The 14686-nt window shown below is 71.7% G+C and carries 17 protein-coding genes and 1 riboswitch; of the genes, 6 read left to right on the plus strand and 11 right to left on the minus strand.

What is annotated here, in order from left to right:
* Nucleotides 1–131: 131 nt before the first annotated feature.
* On the minus strand, nt 132–983 hold the full coding sequence (locus ACOPJ3_RS10680) for an SDR family NAD(P)-dependent oxidoreductase (protein ID WP_427869147.1): 852 nt from the start codon (nt 981–983) through the stop codon (nt 132–134).
* A gap of 55 nt (nt 984–1038) precedes the next feature.
* On the opposite strand from ACOPJ3_RS10680, the gene ACOPJ3_RS10685 reads away from it, so the two are divergent.
* Nucleotides 1039–1524: a YbaK/EbsC family protein gene (locus tag ACOPJ3_RS10685; RefSeq protein WP_427869148.1), complete on the plus strand. Its 486-nt coding sequence runs from the start codon at nt 1039–1041 to the stop codon at nt 1522–1524.
* Here the strand turns inward: ACOPJ3_RS10685 and ACOPJ3_RS10690 are convergent.
* Genes ACOPJ3_RS10690 through ACOPJ3_RS10710 form a run of 5 tightly spaced genes read right to left on the minus strand, consistent with a single transcriptional unit; the run spans nt 1517 to nt 5565 of the window.
* Entirely contained in the window at nt 1517–2518 is a 1002-nt protein-coding gene (locus tag ACOPJ3_RS10690; RefSeq protein WP_427869149.1) for a Clp protease N-terminal domain-containing protein, read from the minus strand. The genes ACOPJ3_RS10685 and ACOPJ3_RS10690 overlap by 8 nt on opposite strands.
* Nucleotides 2515–2760, minus strand: coding sequence for a hypothetical protein (locus tag ACOPJ3_RS10695; RefSeq protein WP_427869150.1), 246 nt, complete (start codon nt 2758–2760; stop codon nt 2515–2517). The genes ACOPJ3_RS10690 and ACOPJ3_RS10695 overlap by 4 nt, the downstream gene beginning before the upstream one ends.
* A gap of 32 nt (nt 2761–2792) precedes the next feature.
* On the minus strand, nt 2793–3620 hold the full coding sequence (locus ACOPJ3_RS10700; RefSeq protein ID WP_427869151.1) for an ABC transporter ATP-binding protein: 828 nt from the start codon (nt 3618–3620) through the stop codon (nt 2793–2795).
* On the minus strand, nt 3617–4393 hold the full coding sequence (locus ACOPJ3_RS10705) for an ABC transporter permease (RefSeq protein ID WP_427869152.1): 777 nt from the start codon (nt 4391–4393) through the stop codon (nt 3617–3619). Before ACOPJ3_RS10705 ends, ACOPJ3_RS10700 begins: the two co-directional genes overlap by 4 nt.
* Nucleotides 4393–5565: an ABC transporter substrate-binding protein gene (locus tag ACOPJ3_RS10710; protein WP_427869153.1), complete on the minus strand. Its 1173-nt coding sequence runs from the start codon at nt 5563–5565 to the stop codon at nt 4393–4395. Before ACOPJ3_RS10710 ends, ACOPJ3_RS10705 begins: the two co-directional genes overlap by 1 nt.
* Before the next feature lie 29 nt (nt 5566–5594).
* Nucleotides 5595–5705, minus strand: a riboswitch (TPP riboswitch).
* A 73-nt stretch (nt 5706–5778) separates the two neighbouring features.
* Here ACOPJ3_RS10710 and ACOPJ3_RS10715 point away from each other — a divergent pair.
* Both ACOPJ3_RS10715 and ACOPJ3_RS10720 read left to right on the plus strand, forming a co-directional pair.
* Complete coding sequence (locus tag ACOPJ3_RS10715; RefSeq protein ID WP_427869154.1) at nt 5779–6489, plus strand: YkoF family thiamine/hydroxymethylpyrimidine-binding protein; 711 nt, start codon at nt 5779–5781, stop codon at nt 6487–6489.
* Nucleotides 6490–6783: 294 nt separating this feature from the next.
* On the plus strand, nt 6784–7593 hold the full coding sequence (locus ACOPJ3_RS10720) for a hypothetical protein (RefSeq protein ID WP_427869155.1): 810 nt from the start codon (nt 6784–6786) through the stop codon (nt 7591–7593).
* A 235-nt stretch (nt 7594–7828) separates the two neighbouring features.
* On the opposite strand, the gene ACOPJ3_RS10725 is transcribed toward ACOPJ3_RS10720, so the two are convergent.
* The 4 genes from ACOPJ3_RS10725 to ACOPJ3_RS10740 all read right to left on the minus strand — a co-directional run bounded on the left by ACOPJ3_RS10725 (nt 7829) and on the right by ACOPJ3_RS10740 (nt 10814).
* Nucleotides 7829–8590 carry an SDR family NAD(P)-dependent oxidoreductase gene (locus tag ACOPJ3_RS10725; protein WP_427869156.1) on the minus strand — a complete coding sequence of 254 codons (762 nt, stop codon included), beginning with the start codon at nt 8588–8590 and terminating at the stop codon, nt 7829–7831.
* Between the two features lie 105 nt (nt 8591–8695).
* The gene (locus ACOPJ3_RS10730; RefSeq protein ID WP_427869157.1) at nt 8696–9727 is read right to left on the minus strand and encodes a M56 family metallopeptidase; all 1032 of its coding nucleotides are present in this window, start codon (nt 9725–9727) and stop codon (nt 8696–8698) included.
* Entirely contained in the window at nt 9724–10200 is a 477-nt protein-coding gene (locus ACOPJ3_RS10735) for a BlaI/MecI/CopY family transcriptional regulator (protein WP_427869158.1), read from the minus strand. The genes ACOPJ3_RS10730 and ACOPJ3_RS10735 overlap by 4 nt, the downstream gene beginning before the upstream one ends.
* On the minus strand, nt 10197–10814 hold the full coding sequence (locus tag ACOPJ3_RS10740) for a hypothetical protein (RefSeq protein ID WP_427871220.1): 618 nt from the start codon (nt 10812–10814) through the stop codon (nt 10197–10199). The genes ACOPJ3_RS10735 and ACOPJ3_RS10740 overlap by 4 nt, the downstream gene beginning before the upstream one ends.
* A 126-nt stretch (nt 10815–10940) precedes the next feature.
* Here ACOPJ3_RS10740 and ACOPJ3_RS10745 point away from each other — a divergent pair, with 126 nt between their 5' ends.
* From ACOPJ3_RS10745 to ACOPJ3_RS10755, 3 genes are read left to right on the plus strand one after another with little or no spacing between them, the layout of a single operon-like run.
* Nucleotides 10941–11747 carry a DsbA family protein gene (locus ACOPJ3_RS10745; protein ID WP_427869159.1) on the plus strand — a complete coding sequence of 269 codons (807 nt, stop codon included), beginning with the start codon at nt 10941–10943 and terminating at the stop codon, nt 11745–11747.
* Nucleotides 11748–11753: 6 nt separating this feature from the next.
* Nucleotides 11754–12656 (plus strand): cytochrome c biogenesis CcdA family protein, encoded by a 903-nt coding sequence (locus tag ACOPJ3_RS10750; RefSeq protein WP_427869160.1) that lies wholly within the window; start codon nt 11754–11756, stop codon nt 12654–12656.
* Complete coding sequence (locus ACOPJ3_RS10755) at nt 12653–13957, plus strand: hypothetical protein (protein ID WP_427869161.1); 1305 nt, start codon at nt 12653–12655, stop codon at nt 13955–13957. Before ACOPJ3_RS10750 ends, ACOPJ3_RS10755 begins: the two co-directional genes overlap by 4 nt.
* Nucleotides 13958–13976: 19 nt before the next feature.
* On the opposite strand, the gene ACOPJ3_RS10760 is transcribed toward ACOPJ3_RS10755, so the two are convergent.
* Nucleotides 13977–14645, minus strand: a complete 669-nt coding sequence (locus ACOPJ3_RS10760) for an AmiS/UreI family transporter (RefSeq protein ID WP_427869162.1) — start codon at nt 14643–14645, stop codon at nt 13977–13979.
* Nucleotides 14646–14686 lie beyond the last annotated feature (41 nt).

Raw genomic sequence — 14686 nt, forward strand, 5'->3', positions numbered from 1 at the left:
CCAGGGCCACCAAACGGTCGCAACGAGTCGTTGGACGAAGCCTCAGAAATGATGCCGACCAGGCGGCCAATTATTGTCCGTCTCGTGTAATTGGTCCGGTTTCCTCGCGCATCCCGCGCTGGCCCGATCCTCTAGGACCGCCGCCCCTCGAATTCGTCCATCGATGAATAGACGTGGAAGACGCGATCCGCCACGAGGTCCCACACGGTGGTCGGAAGCACCCCGCGAAGCGCGGCCGCGAGCTTCACGGTCCACGGGCGCATGACGAGCGGCTTCCCCGCGACCATCCCGGCCCATGCGGCGGCCACGGCCCTGCGCGGCGTCATGATCGGCGTCAGGAGTGGCCCCTTCGCGCCGGCAAACATCCCCGTCGAGATGTAGCTCGGGCAAAAGGTCGTCACGCGCACGTGCCCGTGCCCCGCGCGCTCGAGCTCGAGCCTCAGCGAGTCACTCCACCCGATCATCGCCCACTTCGACGCCGCGTACACGCTCATCCGCGGGTTCGCGAGCGTGCCGGCGGCGGAGGCGATGTTCAGGATCCGCTTCGGCCGCGCACGGTCCGCGATCATGGCGGGCAAGAACTCCCTGGTCAGCCACATGGGCGCGAGCGCGTTCACCCGCATGGTGAGCTCAATGTCACGCTCCGGGTCGTGCTCCCAGAACAGGGCGCCGCGCACGATCCCCGCGTTGTTGATGAGGATGTCGGGTTCCCCGATGAGGGCGCGGGTCTCGGCCGCGGCCTCCGCGATCCGCTCGCGGTCAGAAATGTCGACCGCGAGCGCGACCACGCGCGCGTTCGCCGAGCCGTCGAGCTCGGCGGCGAGCGCCTCGGCGCGATCCCGATCCACATCCCAGATCGCGACGGCGGCCGCGCCCGCGCGCACGGCCCTTCTCACGTAGAGCTCGCCCATGCCTCGCGCCCCTCCGGTGACGAGCACTCGCGCGCCCCTGAGCACCGGACCCCGTGTCTGCGTTGACGTCATGCCGCCAGCGTAGCGGGCGATAGTGTGGATCCGGATCGTGCGAAGGAGACGTGAATTGGCAATTGAGCGGGTACGACAGCACCTCGAATCGCGGGGCTGGGATGGCGAGATCCTGGAGTTCGCCGAGTCGAGCGCGACCGTTGAGCTCGCGGCCGAGATGGTCGGCACCGAGCCGGCCCGCATCGCGAAGACGCTCGGCTTCTCCGACCCGGACTCCCCCGAACGCGCGATCCTCGTCGTCGCCGCTGGCGACGTGAAAGTGAACGGCGGCCGCTTCAAGCGGCGCTTCGGCGGGAAGCCACGGATGCTTCGCGGGGACGAGGTCCCGGCGCTCACGGGGTACCCCATCGGCGGGGTGTGCCCCTTCGCGAACCCCGAGGGCGCGCGCGTGTTTCTCGACGAGTCGATCCGGCGCTTCGAGTCCGTGTTTCCCGCCGCGGGCACCGCGACCTCGGCGGTCGAGATCCGCATTGCCGAGCTGCCGGAGCTCACGGGCGCCGAGGGCTGGGTCGACGTGACGGTCGGCTGGGCAGCTACCTGAACGCTCTGGAGATACCCGCGCTGAGCTGCGTCAGCTGCATCCACACGAAGAAGCGGTAGAGCGGACGCGCGAGGAGGTTCAGGGGCGTGCGGCGCCTGCCCGGGTTCCGCTCCCAGGCGAGGAGGAACGCGAGCTGTGTGCCGCCGGCCGCGTGCTCGAGCGTGATCTCGAGCCTCCGAGCGTTCGCCTTCGGTGCGTCGGGGTAGTCGAGCCGCCACGCGATCTCGCGTTCCGGATCGCAGGCGATGACCTCGGAGCGCATGTTGCGGTACTCGGGGCGGGACTTGAGCTGTTTGCCGTCCGCGCTGTGGGTGCTCATCCACGCGTACGAGACGTCCCCGACGGCGGGCCCGGATCCCGGCTCCGCGCCGGCCGGCCCCTCGGCGCGCGCGACAAGGTTGTCCCACTCGGGCAGCCGCTCCGGGTCTGCGAGCAGCGCCCACACCTCGGGCACCGCCGCGGGGATGAACGCTCGATACCTGCCCGCAACCAGGTCGCGTTCGCGGGAGGCCCCGGCGGCGGAGTGCGAGAGCCCCTCCGCGTCGTCGAGCAGGCTCAGGACCTCGCCAGGCGCGATCCCGAGCCGCTCGAGAATCTCGTCCACCACGCCACTCGGTTCCGCGATGAGCGCACGCAGCACGGCGGGGGTGTCGCCCTTCTGCTTGCGCGCAGTCGCCCGCTTCAGCACCTCGTTCACGGGCTCGCCCAGGTCGTATCCCCCGGTCGAGTGAAAGTCGATGTCGCCTTCGGGGTCGGGCGCCGTGATCCCGAGGCCGGCGAGCTGCTCCGCGCGCATGTCCCGGATCGCGGCCCGCGAGCGCTCGAGCGTCGCGCCCGCCCCGCGCAGCACCTGGCCGGCGACCCCCTCGTTCAGCGTGAGCGCGAGGAAGAGGTGATCGACGCCGACGAGCCGCTGGCCCGTCTTCGAGGCCTCCTCCATGGCGGCCAGCGTGTACGCCTGCGCCTCGGCAATCGGGCCCAAGATCCTGTTCATGAGTGCCTCCTCGGAATGTCGATGTTTTGGTCGATCTTCTTCGCGTAGCGCTTGTGCACGGCCTGGCGCGAGACCCCCAGCGCGTCGGCCACGCCCTGCCAGCCGAGGCCGGCGCGGAGGCCGGCCTCGACCTGGCGGAGCTCGAGCGTGTCGGTCAGGGTGCGCAGGGCGGCGATCGCGCGGAGGCCCGCGCGCGGGTCGCTCGTGTCGGAGGCCGCCGTTGCGATCAGCTGTGGTTCCATGCTGTCAACCTACGTTGCTAAGCGCCCAATTGTCAACCTAGGTTGCTGAGCGGATCCGGATCCGGCCCCGCCTCACCCGCCCCGAGGAGCGCGTGCAGCCGGCCCTCGAGCGGCGGCACGCGGCGATCCGCGTAGAAGTCTTCCCCGCGGGGAATGTCCCGCGTGATCTCGACCTCCCCCACGATCCGCCCAGGCGATCCGCCAAGCACGAGCGCGCGGTCCGCGAGCCGCACCGCCTCACGGATGTCGTGGGTGATGATGAGGATGCTCCAGCCGTGCTGCCCCCAAATCTCCAGCAGCCAGCGCTGGAGCTCCTCGCGGGTGATCGCGTCGAGCGCGCCGAACGGCTCGTCGAGCAGCAGCACGGGCTTTCCCTGGACGACCGTGCGGAGGAAGGAGACGCGCTGTCGCATACCCCCGGAGAGCTGGCGCGGGAAGAGCTCCTCCGTGCCCGCGAGTCCGAACGGGGCGAGCAGCTCGCGCGCACGCTCCCGCGACTCGCGGCGCGAGAGGCCTGCGACCTCGAGCCCGATCCCGGCGTTGTCGAGCACGCGGCGCCACGGCAGCAGCACGTCCCGCTGCGGCATGAACGCGAACGGCCGCTCGCCGCCCGACACCTCCGCGCCGCCGAAGCGGATCTCCCCCGCGTCGGGCGCGAGCGCGCCCGTGAGCAGGGAAAGCAGCGTCGATTTGCCGCTGCCGCTCGGGCCGACGAGCGCGACGATCTCGCCCGCGCCGACGCTGAGCGAGACGCCGTCGAGCACGCGGCGCTCCCCGAACGACTTCGAGAGGCCGGAGAGCTCGAGCGCCGCCGTTCCGGATCCGGAACCGTTCCTCGCGCCGCCCCGCACCCCGCTCATCGCTCGGCCCCCCGCTCGATCCGGACCCACGGCGCGAACAGCCGCTCGATCAACACGACGAGCGCAAACAGCGCGAGCGTGAGCAGCGAGCTAACGGCCACCGCGGCGAGCACGAGGTCGGTGCGGAACACGTTCTTCATCGACTGCATGTAGACGCCGAGCCCCGCGACGGCGCCCGCGTACTCCGCGAAGATCGTGCCGACCACGGCGTACGTGATCGAGATCCGGAGCGCGGAGAAGAATGAGGGAACCGACGCCGGCAGCCGGATCATGCGGAACACCCGCCAGCGCGAGGCGCCCATCGAGCGCAGCAGGCTCTCGGCGTCGGGATCCGCGGACCCGAAGCCCCGCAGGAGCCCCACGACCATCGGGAAGAACGTCACGAACGCCACGAGCATCACCTTCGGCGCGAGCCCGAAGCCGAACCACAGCACCACGAGCGGCGCGAGCGCAATGAGCGGAAGCGTCTGGCTCACGACGAGGAGCGGCAGGATCGCGCTGCGCAGCAGCGGCGAGAAGTCGAGGAGCGTCGCCGAGAGGAAGGCGACCGCGACCGAGAGCGAGAAGCCGAGGAGCGTCGCCGTGAGGGTCGGCAGCGCGTGCTTCACGAGCGCCGCGCTCTCGCCACCTCCTGCCTCGGCGATCCGGGTCGGAGCCGGCAGCATGTCGGGCGGCACGAGCCCCGCGCTGCTCACGAACTGCCAGATCCCGAGCAGGGCGACGAACGCGACGAGGGGCGGGAGCACGGCTCCCGCCCACTTCGTCGCCCGCATCAGCTACTCTCGCCGGTCGCGCCCTGCGTGTACTCGTTCGTGTAGTACTCGCTCCAATCGGGCTCCTGCGAGACCGGCTTGCCCGACTTGTCGACGAGCAGCTTCTGCTCGAAGAGGAAGCGGCCGAACTCGGCCCAGGCCTTCTCGTCGACCGCGCCGATCGGGCGCTCCGAGGAGACGAGGTAGCCGTCCTCGGCCATGAGCTTCGCGCTCTCGTGGACGAGCTCCTTGGCGGCGCCGAGCTCGTCCGGGTTCGCCTGGATCAGGAGATCCGCCGCCTTCTCCGGGTGCTTCGCCGCGTACTCGTAGCCGCGGGCCACCGCCTCGACGAACGTGCGCGCCTCGTCCGGGTGCGCCTCGAGGTAGGTGTCGCTCGACACGATGCCCGTCGACTGCTGCTCCGGCAGGCCGAAATCCTGGTAGCGGAACGCCTTGTAGGGGTGCCCGTCGAGGCGCATCTCGACGTCCTCCCAGGTCACGACCGAGAGCGTGAAGTCGATCCGGCCCTGCGAGAGCGCCTCGTAGGCGCCCGTGTCGAGGGAGACCTCCTCGAACTCGCCGGCGCCGCCGTCGCCCTCGATCACGGTCTTCGCGTAGGCCGAGAGGAGCGGCGATCCGAAGCCGCCGTAGACCATGCCGTCGAGGTCCTTCGGCCGCTCGATGTCGTCCCGGTCGCCCATGACGACGAGCCGGCCCGTGTCCGTCTGCGTGACGCGGTACACCGAGACGAGGTCGAGGCCGGCCGTGCGCGCGACCTGCACGCCGGACTGCCCGCCGATGCCGAAGTCGGCCTCGCCGGCCGACACGAGCGCGGTCGAGCCCGTCGAGCCGTACGGCAGGATCTCGACCTCGAGGCCGGCGTCCTCGAAGTAGCCGAGCTCGTCGGCGACGTACACGCCGATGTGGTTCGTATTCGGGGCCCAGTCGAGGGCGAAGGAGACCTTCGTGAGATCGCCGGATCCGGCTCCCTCCTCGGCGTTGCCCGCGGTCGCGCAGCCGCTGAGCGCGAGGGCGCCGGCCGCCGTGAGCGCGGTCGTCGTGAGCGCGGTCTTGAGGAGCGCGCGGCGGGCGATGCGGGTGGCCGCGCCGGAGCGGGCGCTGGGTCCGGATCCGGATCCGGAGCGGGACCCGGAGCGGTTTTCGACAGCTTGGACAGATACGTTTCGACGCATGAGTGCGTGCCCTTTCGTGTGGATGGGGCACGGGAATGATGAGTGTCTCCCTGCGCTGGAATTACCCAGATCAGGTTCGACGGTCGAAGGTTGATGACCTTCCTCTCAGCCCGGCATACCGAGCTCCCGTGTGCTTGACAACGTAGCAGCTTCGACGCGCCGGAGCACGCGTGCGACGCCCCGGCCGCAGATCGCACCCCCTATGGTGGACGCGTGACGACACAGCAGAAAGACCTGCCAGCAGACCAGATGACCGCAGCGGAGTACGGCGTCGGAGCGCGCTTCACGCTCTCCGTGTACGACTCGGACTACGTGAGAATCATCCTCGGTGCGCTCGCCGAGACCGACAGCGCGGGGCTCGAGATTGCGACGAACGACATCTCGACGTTCGTGTCCGGGGCCGAACAGCGCGTGCTCGAGTTCCTGCGCGACGTGATCGCCGCGGCCGCAGCGAGCGGCGCGCACCTCTCGGCCGCGATCCTCTTGTCGCGCGGGTGCCCTGGCGAGCTCGCGTGCGCGCTGCCGGCCGGGGTCGCGGCGCTCGGGGCTGCGCCCGTCGCGCTCGCGCCGACCGAGGTGCGGGCGAGGGCGCACTGGTCGCTGTATCCGCTGCTGGATCCGGATCCGGGGGCTCTGGATGCGGGGGCTCCGGATCCGGGGGCTCCGGCGGCTCCGGCGGCTCCGGCGGCTCCGGTGGCTCCGGCGCCCGCCGATCACATGGCCCCGATCTACGCGGCGATCGAGGGGGCGAAGACGGCCGGGGTGTACTCGGGTTCGGATCACTTCGCGACCAGGCTCGACGGCGACCTCGCCGCAGTGCTCGAGACGGCGGCGAACGCGTGGATCGGGATCGGTGGCGTCGTGCAGCACGTCGTGACGCACCTCACCGTGTCGATCAACTCGCCGACGCAGATCGCCGACTGACGTGGGCGAGGCCCGGCCCGGTTGTTAGCGATTTCGGGGCTTCGCGGGGTCGGGAAGCCCCGAAATCGCTAACAACATGCGGCGCTCGGGCGGGGCGCGGCGCTCGTTCGGCATTCTGCGCTCGCTCGCACGAATAAGCCGCGGATCGTGCGAACTAGCGCAGATCGCGGAGCGAAGGCGGCGCCGAGCGCCGCCCCGCGGGGGTGGTTAGCGATTTCGGTTCGTATAACGCCCCATACGAACCGAAATCGCTAACAACAGGTGGCGCGCGGGCGGGGTGGGCATACTGAACAGGTGCCGAACCGGAGGCGAGCGATACCGCTCATTGCGCAGACTGGGTTCGCCGCGCTCGCGGGCGTCGCCCTCGGGGGCGTCGCCTTGTTCACGCTTTCGGGGTTCAGGCCCGGATCAGCACAGGATTACCTGCTCTTCGGCATGACCTTCGGCGCCCCAATAGCGGCCGCCGCCTATCTCGCGGGATATTTCACCGGCAGAAGACTCGAGGATCGCCTGCCGACGGCAGCGACGGTGTGCTTGGCTTCCCTCGCCGCGGCGCTCGGCGCGTGCGCTTCCGTTTCGGTGATCTCGCTCTTGTTCGGCGGCTGGCAGTTCGTGCTGTTCAATGCGCTCGCCTTCGGGCTCAGCTTTCCTGCGGCTCTGAGCGGGGCTTCGATCTTTGTGGTGCCGCGCATGCGCGGGCGGGCCGCGAAGCTCGCTGCCGAAGCGGCACGGCCCTCGGAGCAGGACGACGGCAACGCGGCGGCGATCCGGCGCCTGCAATTGCGTTACGGATCTGCCCCGCCGCCTGCGACGCGCATCGCTTCGATGCCTGCCTCGGCCGCCTGGCTTGTGTTGTGTCTTTCGGCGGCCGCCTGCATCGACGCATTGGCGATCCCTTTGCTTGGGCAACTCTCAGGACCGCCACCGAGCTCCGTTATCGGGATCGGTGTGATTACTTCGGTGACGATTGCCGCGGGTCTGCTGGCGCAATTGCGCCCGCGGCTCCGGATCTCGATCCTCTCGGTCGCAGCGAGTGCAAACATCCTGATCGCGCTCGGTTGCGCGGCAAGCGCCGCTGTGCTTTCGCACTCATCGCCGTTCTAGCGCACGGAGGTTGTTAGCGATTTCGGGGCTTCGCGGGGTCGGGAAGCCCCGAAATCGCTAACAACAGGGGGCACTGGGCGGTTGCGCGCGGCGCTCGTTCCGCATTCTGCGCTCGTTCGCACGAATGAGCCTCGGATCGTGCGAACGAGCGCAGAACGCGGAGCCACGGCGGCGCGACGGCGGCGCGACGGCGGCGCGACGGCGGCGCGACCGCGGCCCCGGCGCGACCGCCGGGTCAGGAGCCTCGGACGAGGGTGCCTCCGTCGACCGGGAGGGTGACGCCCGTGATGAAGGAGGCCTGGTCGGAGAGGAGGAACGCGGCGGCGGCCGCGATGTCCTCGGGCTGGGCGAGGCGCTTCATTGGGATCTGGGCGGCGTAGCCGTCGCGCGCCTCCTGCGGCAGGTTCGCGAGCGCGGCGGTCTCGACCGCGCCCGGGGCGACCGCGTTGATCCGGATCCCCTTGTCGGCGTTCTCGATCGCCGCGGACTGGGTGAGCGAGACCACGCCGTGCTTCGCCGCGCCGTAGGGCGTGAGCCCCGCGGTCGACTGCAGGCCCGCGATCGAGGCCGTGTTCACGATCGCGCCGCCGCCGTGCTCCAGCATGTAGGCGATCTCGGCGCGCAGCGACAGGAATGTGCCGGTCAGGGTCACGTCGAGCGTGCGCTGCCAGGCCGCCGGGTCCTGATCCTGGATCGGCTGCGGGGCGGCGCCGATGCCCGCGTTGTTGACGGCAAGGTCGAGCCCGCCGAACTCCTCGACGGCGCGGCGCACGAGCGCCTGCACCTCGTCGTCACTCGCGACGTTCGCGCGATGATACACCGCCGTGCCGCCGGCCTCCCGGATCAGCTCGACGGTCTCGGCGCCCGCGGCGTCGTCGACGTCGGAGACGACGACCTTCGCCCCGTCGGCCGCGAGCCGGAGCGCGATCGCGCGCCCGATCCCCGCCCCCGACGCCGTCACGATTGCGGACTTGTTCTCGAACACTGCGCTCGTCATTGCTGTGATACCCCCAGATGAGAATGTGGAAATTCGGTCTCATCCGAAGCGTATCCCCGCGTGATCACGCCGTGGTCCAGCGCATCTCAAGCTTCGTGTGGCCCCTCAGCACCCCGTCAGGATCGCGAGCAGATACGGCGCCTGCACGGCGACGATCGCCGCCGCGAGCATGAGCGCGTAGGCTGCGGCGGCCGCGGCGAGCGCGGTGCTCGCCCGCGGGCGCGGCTGGCCGATGAGCGAGCGGACGCGAGCTGTTCCGGATCCGGACCCTGTTCCGGACCCTGCTCCGGCCCCGGATCCCGCCGCCGCGAGCGCCGCAGGATCGAGCGCCGCGCCGAGCGCAACCGCGGCGTCAGCCCGGAACGCGGGCGCCCCCGCCGAGCCGAGCCGCAGCAGTGCGCTCGCGAGCGCGGCGGTGCTCGTCGCGCTGCCTGCGGCGCGGTCCGCGGCGATTTCGAGGTAGTGCGGCACGCTCCCCCGCACAGCGCCGACGAGCGGCACCCAGCGGAAGTACCTGGTCGCGCCGTTCAGAAGCGCGAGCATGACGTGGTGGCGCTGCGCCACGTGCGCCGCCTCGTGCGCGAGCACGGCGGCGAGTTCGGGCGTGGAGAGCGCGGCGATCATGCCGCGCGACACGACGATCCGGCCCGGCAGGGAGTAGGCCGAGAGCGCGGGATCCGGGGTCACGAGCACGTCGTGCCCGAGGATCCGGGCGGGTGTCGCCCCACTCGCAAGGGCCAGCGCCGCCGCCCGGCGCGACCGCGCGAGCGCGGCCAGCTCGCGCGCGATCCCGAGCAGGATCGCGGCGAGCCCGATGAGCGGGAGCGCGAGCGGCACGAATGCCGGGATCCCGAGCGAGACGGCGCTCTGGCCGAAGGGCGAGGCGGCGCTCAGGCAGCGGTCGCACACCTCGGTGAGGGCGGCGGGCAGCCAGGCGGGGCCCGAGCTCATCCAGGCGACGACCGGGCCGAGCGCGACGAACGCGCCGATCCAGAGGAGCGCCCCTGCGCTGCTGCGCCGGGCGGCCCGCGGCGCCGCGGCGAGCGCGGGGGCCGCCCGGCGCAGCAGCGCAGGGGCGCCGATCGCCGCGATGGCGAGGATCCCCGAGAGCCCGAGCGTGAGCGCGATCGTGGTCACGCGCCCGCGCCTCCGGGGCCAGATCTGGGGCCAGATCCGGGGCCGGATCCCGGCACGGATCCGGAGCCGCCATCCGCGAGGAAGTTCCTGAGGAGTTCCAGGTCAGAGGCCGGCATGCCGCGCACGAAGTGGAGCATGGAGGCGGCGCGGTCGCCGCTCGCGTCGAGGGCGTGCTCCATGATGCTGGCCGTGTGCTCCTCGCGGCTGCGGCACGCGGCGTAGAGCGTCGCGTGGCCGTCCTTTTTGGTGCAGACCAGGCCCTTCTTGCGCAGGTTGCCGAGCACGGTCGCGATCGTCGTGTACGCCGGATCCGCGGGGAGCCGATCGATCAGCGCGCGCACCGTGAATCGTTCGCCGCCGCTCCAGAGGAGGTCCATGACCTGGGCCTCGAGCGTGCCGAGGCGTGCCGGCTCCGCGTCGGGCGCGGGCGCAGGCACCGGACCGCCGTGCCCGTCGTGTTCGCTCCCACTCACTGCGCGACCGCCTCCTCTGCTCGCTGCTCCGCTCCGGCGCCAGCGCCAGCCGCCGCCCCGACACCCGAGCGCGGCGCCGGGCAGACGATCTGCCCCTTGAGCCGCCATACGAGCGCGATCCCGGTCAGGATCATCGCGCCGATCGCGAGGAACGGCTGGACGGGCGCGAACCAGGTGATCGCCCCAGAGTAGCCGAGCGCGATGAGCGCGAGCTTGTTGCAGACGGGGCAGCCGACGGCGAACCAGGCGAGCACCGTCCCGAAGATCCCGAAGCGCGCGGAGCGGCCCTCCGACTGCTCCTGCGCGCGCTGCTGCGCCTTGCGGGCCGACGGGCCGAGCGGCCCGCCGTCGGGCGTGAGCGCCTCGGGCACCACGGGCCGAAGGTAGGTCGCGAGCAGCATCCCGGAAGCGATGGAGGTCAGGATCCAGACCGGGTAGTTCCACCAGACCGGAGCGATCTCCCTGGTGAACACGCTGTTCGGGATCAGTACGGTGACGTAGCCGATGAGCAGCCCGAAGCCGATCGATGCGGCGAGCGCGACGAGCCACTGGCGCGCGCCCCACTGCCGAAGTGCGCGTGCGGCGAGCCCGACGCTCGCCCTCGCTGCCCGCATCCGATTCACCAGGACCTCCCAAGTTCGGCTGATTACTATGATCCATAGTTGACTATCAAGCATAGTAGTTCACGGCCGTGCACGAAAGGCGGCCACAGGCATTCGACGCACGACCGGAGGTTTATGGTGGGCAACGCACCAGGAGCACAACGCGCCCAGGGCGGAATCAAGAAATGGGCGGTCCCCGCCGCAATCGTGCTGATCGCGGGCGCGCTCATCGCGCTGCTCGTCTTCACTCAGCGGGGCGGAGGGCCCGGGGCCGAGGCGACGCCGGGCGGATCCGGATCCGGGGCACCGGAGATCAGCGAGCGCACCGAGGGACCCGACTATCGCGAGGCCGAGCGCCGCAGCGAGGACGACCTGCTGAGTTACGGCCCGGCCGACGCCCCGGTCGGGCTCATCGTGTTCTCCGACTACCAGTGCCCGTTCTGCGCGCGCTGGAACCACGACACCCTCCCCCAGATGCAGCAGCTCGCCGACGACGGCGCGCTCCGCATCGAGTGGCGCGACGTCAACGTCTTCGGCCCCGCCTCCGAGCGGGCCTCGCGCGCCTCCGTCGCGGCCGCCCAGCAGGGCAAATTCTGGGAGTACCACGGCGAACTCTTCGAGGGCGGCGAGAAGCGCAGCGAGGCGGAGCTGAGCGACGAGGCGCTCGTGGCCCTCGCCGGCGAGCTCGGCCTCGACACCGAGCGCTTCGCCGCGGACATGGACTCCGAGGAGACGGCCGCGGAGGTGCAGCGCAACATGGAGCTCGGCATGGGCCTCGGCGCGGCGTCGACTCCCGTGTTCCTGCTCGGCGGCGAGCCCATCGCCGGCGCCCAGCCGACGGAGGTCTTCACGGCGGCGTTCGAGCGCGCACTCGAACGGGCGCAGCAGGAACAGGGCAAACAGGGCAATCAGGGCAAGCAGAACAAGCAGAGCGGCCAGGGCTAGGCCGCCGTGGACGTCGGATTCGTCACCGCGTTCCTCGGCGGGACCCTCGCGATCCTGAGCCCCTGCGGCGCGCTCCTCCTGCCCGCCTTCTTCGCCTCGGTCGCCGGCACCGGGCCGCGTCTACTGCTGCACGGCGCCGTGTTCACCGCGGGACTCCTCACTGTGCTCGTCCCGCTCGGGATCGGCGCCGGCGCGCTCGGCTCGATGTTTGTCGCGCACCGCACGCTCATCATCGGGATCGCCTCCGCAATCCTCGTCGTGCTCGGGATCCTGCAGATGCTCGGGCTCGGCTTCGACCCCTCCCGCGCACTGCCCGGCGGACGCAAGCTGCAGCAGAGCGCGGCCGCCCGCACCGGCCTCGTGAAGACCCTCTTCCTCGGCGCCGCGAGCGGCGTCGCGGGCTTCTGCGCCGGCCCGATCCTCGGCGCCGTGCTCACCCTCGCCGCCGCGAAGGGCGAGCTCGTGCTCTCTGGCGCGCTGCTCGCGGTCTACGGGCTCGGCATGGTCGTGCCGCTGCTCGCGCTCGCCGCGCTCTGGGGCCGCATCGGCGACCGCACGAGGCGCGCGCTGCGGGGCCGGGTCTTCACCCTGTTCGGGCGAGAATTCCACACGACCTCGGTGATCACTGGCGCGGTCATCACCGGGGCCGGAGTGCTGTTCTGGATCACGAACGGGCTCGTGAGCCTGCCGGAGCTCATCCCCACGAGCGCGCTCGCCTGGCTGCAGGGCCAGAGCGCCGCGCTCTCCGGGGTCTGGGTGGACGTTGCGGTCGTCGTCGCGCTCGCCGCAGCGGCGCTCGCCGGGTGGTTCTGGTGGTCGCGGCGGCGGGCCGCTGCGGCGGATGGGGTCGCGGCGGAGCCGGATCCGGCTCACGATCCGGCGCGGGATCGGGACCGGGCGTCGTCGTGACCGTGCAGCGAGCCAGCGCGAGGCGCTCCGGCGCCTGGCTCGCCGGCGTCGCGGCCTCCGCCCTCCTCGCGCTCGCCTCCTGCGCGGTTCCCGGGGCGGCGGCAGGTGGGACGTCCGGCGCGTCATCTGGGGTTTCGAGTGAGCCAGCGCCGAGCTCGGCGACGGTCGCCGAGGCGGAGGTCGAGCCAGGCGCGCTGCCGGCGGCGCTTGAGGGCCACCAGATCCTGAATCCAGGCTGGGCCGTCGAGCCGAAGCAGCTCGCGGGGGTCTTCGTCGCGCCGATCGAGCGCGACGACCGGCTTGAATACCTCGCGCTCGACTCGAGCGGGGAGGCGCTCTGGACCGCGAGCCGTCCGCTCTCCTGCTCGGGCTTCGCGCTCACGCGCACGGCCGACGGCAGGGACATCGCGGTGCTCACCGACGTCGTGTCCACGCCGACGTCGATCTCAGCTCCGACCGCGACCGCGTACGATCTCCGCACGGGCGAGCGCGTCTGGGGACCCGTCGACGTGCCCGGCCCATACAAAGGGCCCGGCCTCGTCTTCGCGGCCGCGCCGCCCGGCTTCATGGGCGACGTCGGCGAGAAGGCCGCGCTCGAGCCGACGACGGGAGAAACGCTCGCCGCCGAGGCCGCGCTCCCCCGCGGCACCCGCATCGTGAGCGAGCACCGCGGCACCGTCGTGACGGTCGACGGCGAGGCGCTCCGCGGCCTGCGCGCGGACGGCGGGGGATCCGGATCCGGCGCAGGATCAGGATCCGGAGCCACCCGCCTCGAGGAGCGCTGGACGATTCCGCTCGCGGACCACTCGTGGGACGCCGAGCGGCTCGGCAACGCGACGAGGCACTCGGAGCTCGGCGGACCGCTCGCGCTGCTCGCGACGGGCGGGGCCGAGGCCACGGACGCTGAGCAGGGCGCGCTCGTGAACCTCGACACCGGGGAAATCGCGGCGGCGGGCGTGACGGGCGCCGCGTTCGACGCCGACGCGAACGTGGTCGTCGCGGCGCTCGCTGACGGCCGCCTACTCGGGTTCGAGCCGGACGGCGTGCCGCGCTGGGAGCTCGCCGCCGAGGTCGCCGGGGCAGGATCCGGCTCCGCCGCGCTTGCGGGCGCGGGAGGAGGCGCCGCGTACCTCCGCGCGGGCGGCGCGGGCCGCGTGCTCGACGCCGCATCCGGCGCGGCCGTCGCCGGGGCACACCCGGCCTTCGAGCGCGGCGAGGCGGCGCTGATCCCGTCCCTCTCCTCCGGAGCGGGGGCGGTGGTCGCGGAGGGTGGAGTTCGGCGGGTGCTCGCGGTCGGATGAGTCGGACGTCGTCCGCCCATTAGGCCGGTTCGGCGACCTTAGAGCCAGCCTGGTCGGCTACTCGAGTGGGCTCTGTCGCCGCGTTCGGGCCCACTGCTTGCGCCCGCTTCACCCGCGCAAGCGGCAGCAGCGCCACGAGCACGACGAGGGAGGCGATCCCGAAGACGAGGGCCGCGCCGCCGGAATCCGCGAAGGCGCCCGTGAGCGAGAGCCACGCCGGGACCGCGGCCGTCGCGATGCCCTCCGCGAGCGCGACCGCGCCCGTGTAGCGGGTGAGACGGTCGATCCCGAGCCCGAGCACGAGGAAGAAGAGCAGCCAGAGCACGGCCCAGAGGAGCCAGATCACGGCGAAGATCCGGCCGCCGTTGAGCCAGGTGTTCGCGGCGAAGCCGACGGCCGCGACCGCGACGAAGAGCGAGAACCACCCGAGGCCGGCGCCCGGCAGATCCGCGAGGGCGTTGATCCCGACCCAGAGGTAGGTGAAGCCGAAGAGGTAGAGCCCGCTCGCGGCGAGAATGACGGCCTCGTCGCCGCCGGAGCCGATCACGAGGAGGGTCGGCGTGAAGACCTGCATCGCGCCGACGAAGAGGTTGAGGGGGGCGGCCGCCCGCGCGGTCATGCCACCGAGCAGCATGACGCCGTTGATGATGAGGACGGCGCCGACGTAGAAGAGTCCGATGTTCGACATGCGATGCGCTCCTTTGCGCGGGGCGGTGCTGCGAGGGATGG

The organism is Leucobacter luti, from assembly GCF_050310065.1.
Taxonomy (GTDB): Bacteria; Actinomycetota; Actinomycetes; order Actinomycetales; family Microbacteriaceae; genus Leucobacter; species Leucobacter luti_B.

What these genes read in the sequence shown, in the direction of transcription:
- ACOPJ3_RS10705 (WP_427869152.1), bottom strand. Translation starts at nt 4,393, where the DNA reads ATGCGGGCGACGAAGTGGGCGGGAGCCGTGCTCCCGCCCCTCGTCGCG.
- ACOPJ3_RS10740 (WP_427871220.1), bottom strand. Translation starts at nt 10,814, where the DNA reads ATGCGGGCAGCGAGGGCGAGCGTCGGGCTCGCCGCACGCGCACTTCGG.
- ACOPJ3_RS10710 (WP_427869153.1), bottom strand. Translation starts at nt 5,565, where the DNA reads ATGCGTCGAAACGTATCTGTCCAAGCTGTCGAAAACCGCTCCGGGTCC.
- ACOPJ3_RS10700 (WP_427869151.1), bottom strand. Translation starts at nt 3,620, where the DNA reads ATGAGCGGGGTGCGGGGCGGCGCGAGGAACGGTTCCGGATCCGGAACG.
- ACOPJ3_RS10725 (WP_427869156.1), bottom strand. Translation starts at nt 8,590, where the DNA reads ATGACGAGCGCAGTGTTCGAGAACAAGTCCGCAATCGTGACGGCGTCG.
- ACOPJ3_RS10680 (WP_427869147.1), bottom strand. Translation starts at nt 983, where the DNA reads ATGACGTCAACGCAGACACGGGGTCCGGTGCTCAGGGGCGCGCGAGTG.
- ACOPJ3_RS10760 (WP_427869162.1), bottom strand. Translation starts at nt 14,645, where the DNA reads ATGTCGAACATCGGACTCTTCTACGTCGGCGCCGTCCTCATCATCAAC.
- ACOPJ3_RS10695 (WP_427869150.1), bottom strand. Translation starts at nt 2,760, where the DNA reads ATGGAACCACAGCTGATCGCAACGGCGGCCTCCGACACGAGCGACCCG.
- ACOPJ3_RS10690 (WP_427869149.1), bottom strand. Translation starts at nt 2,518, where the DNA reads ATGAACAGGATCTTGGGCCCGATTGCCGAGGCGCAGGCGTACACGCTG.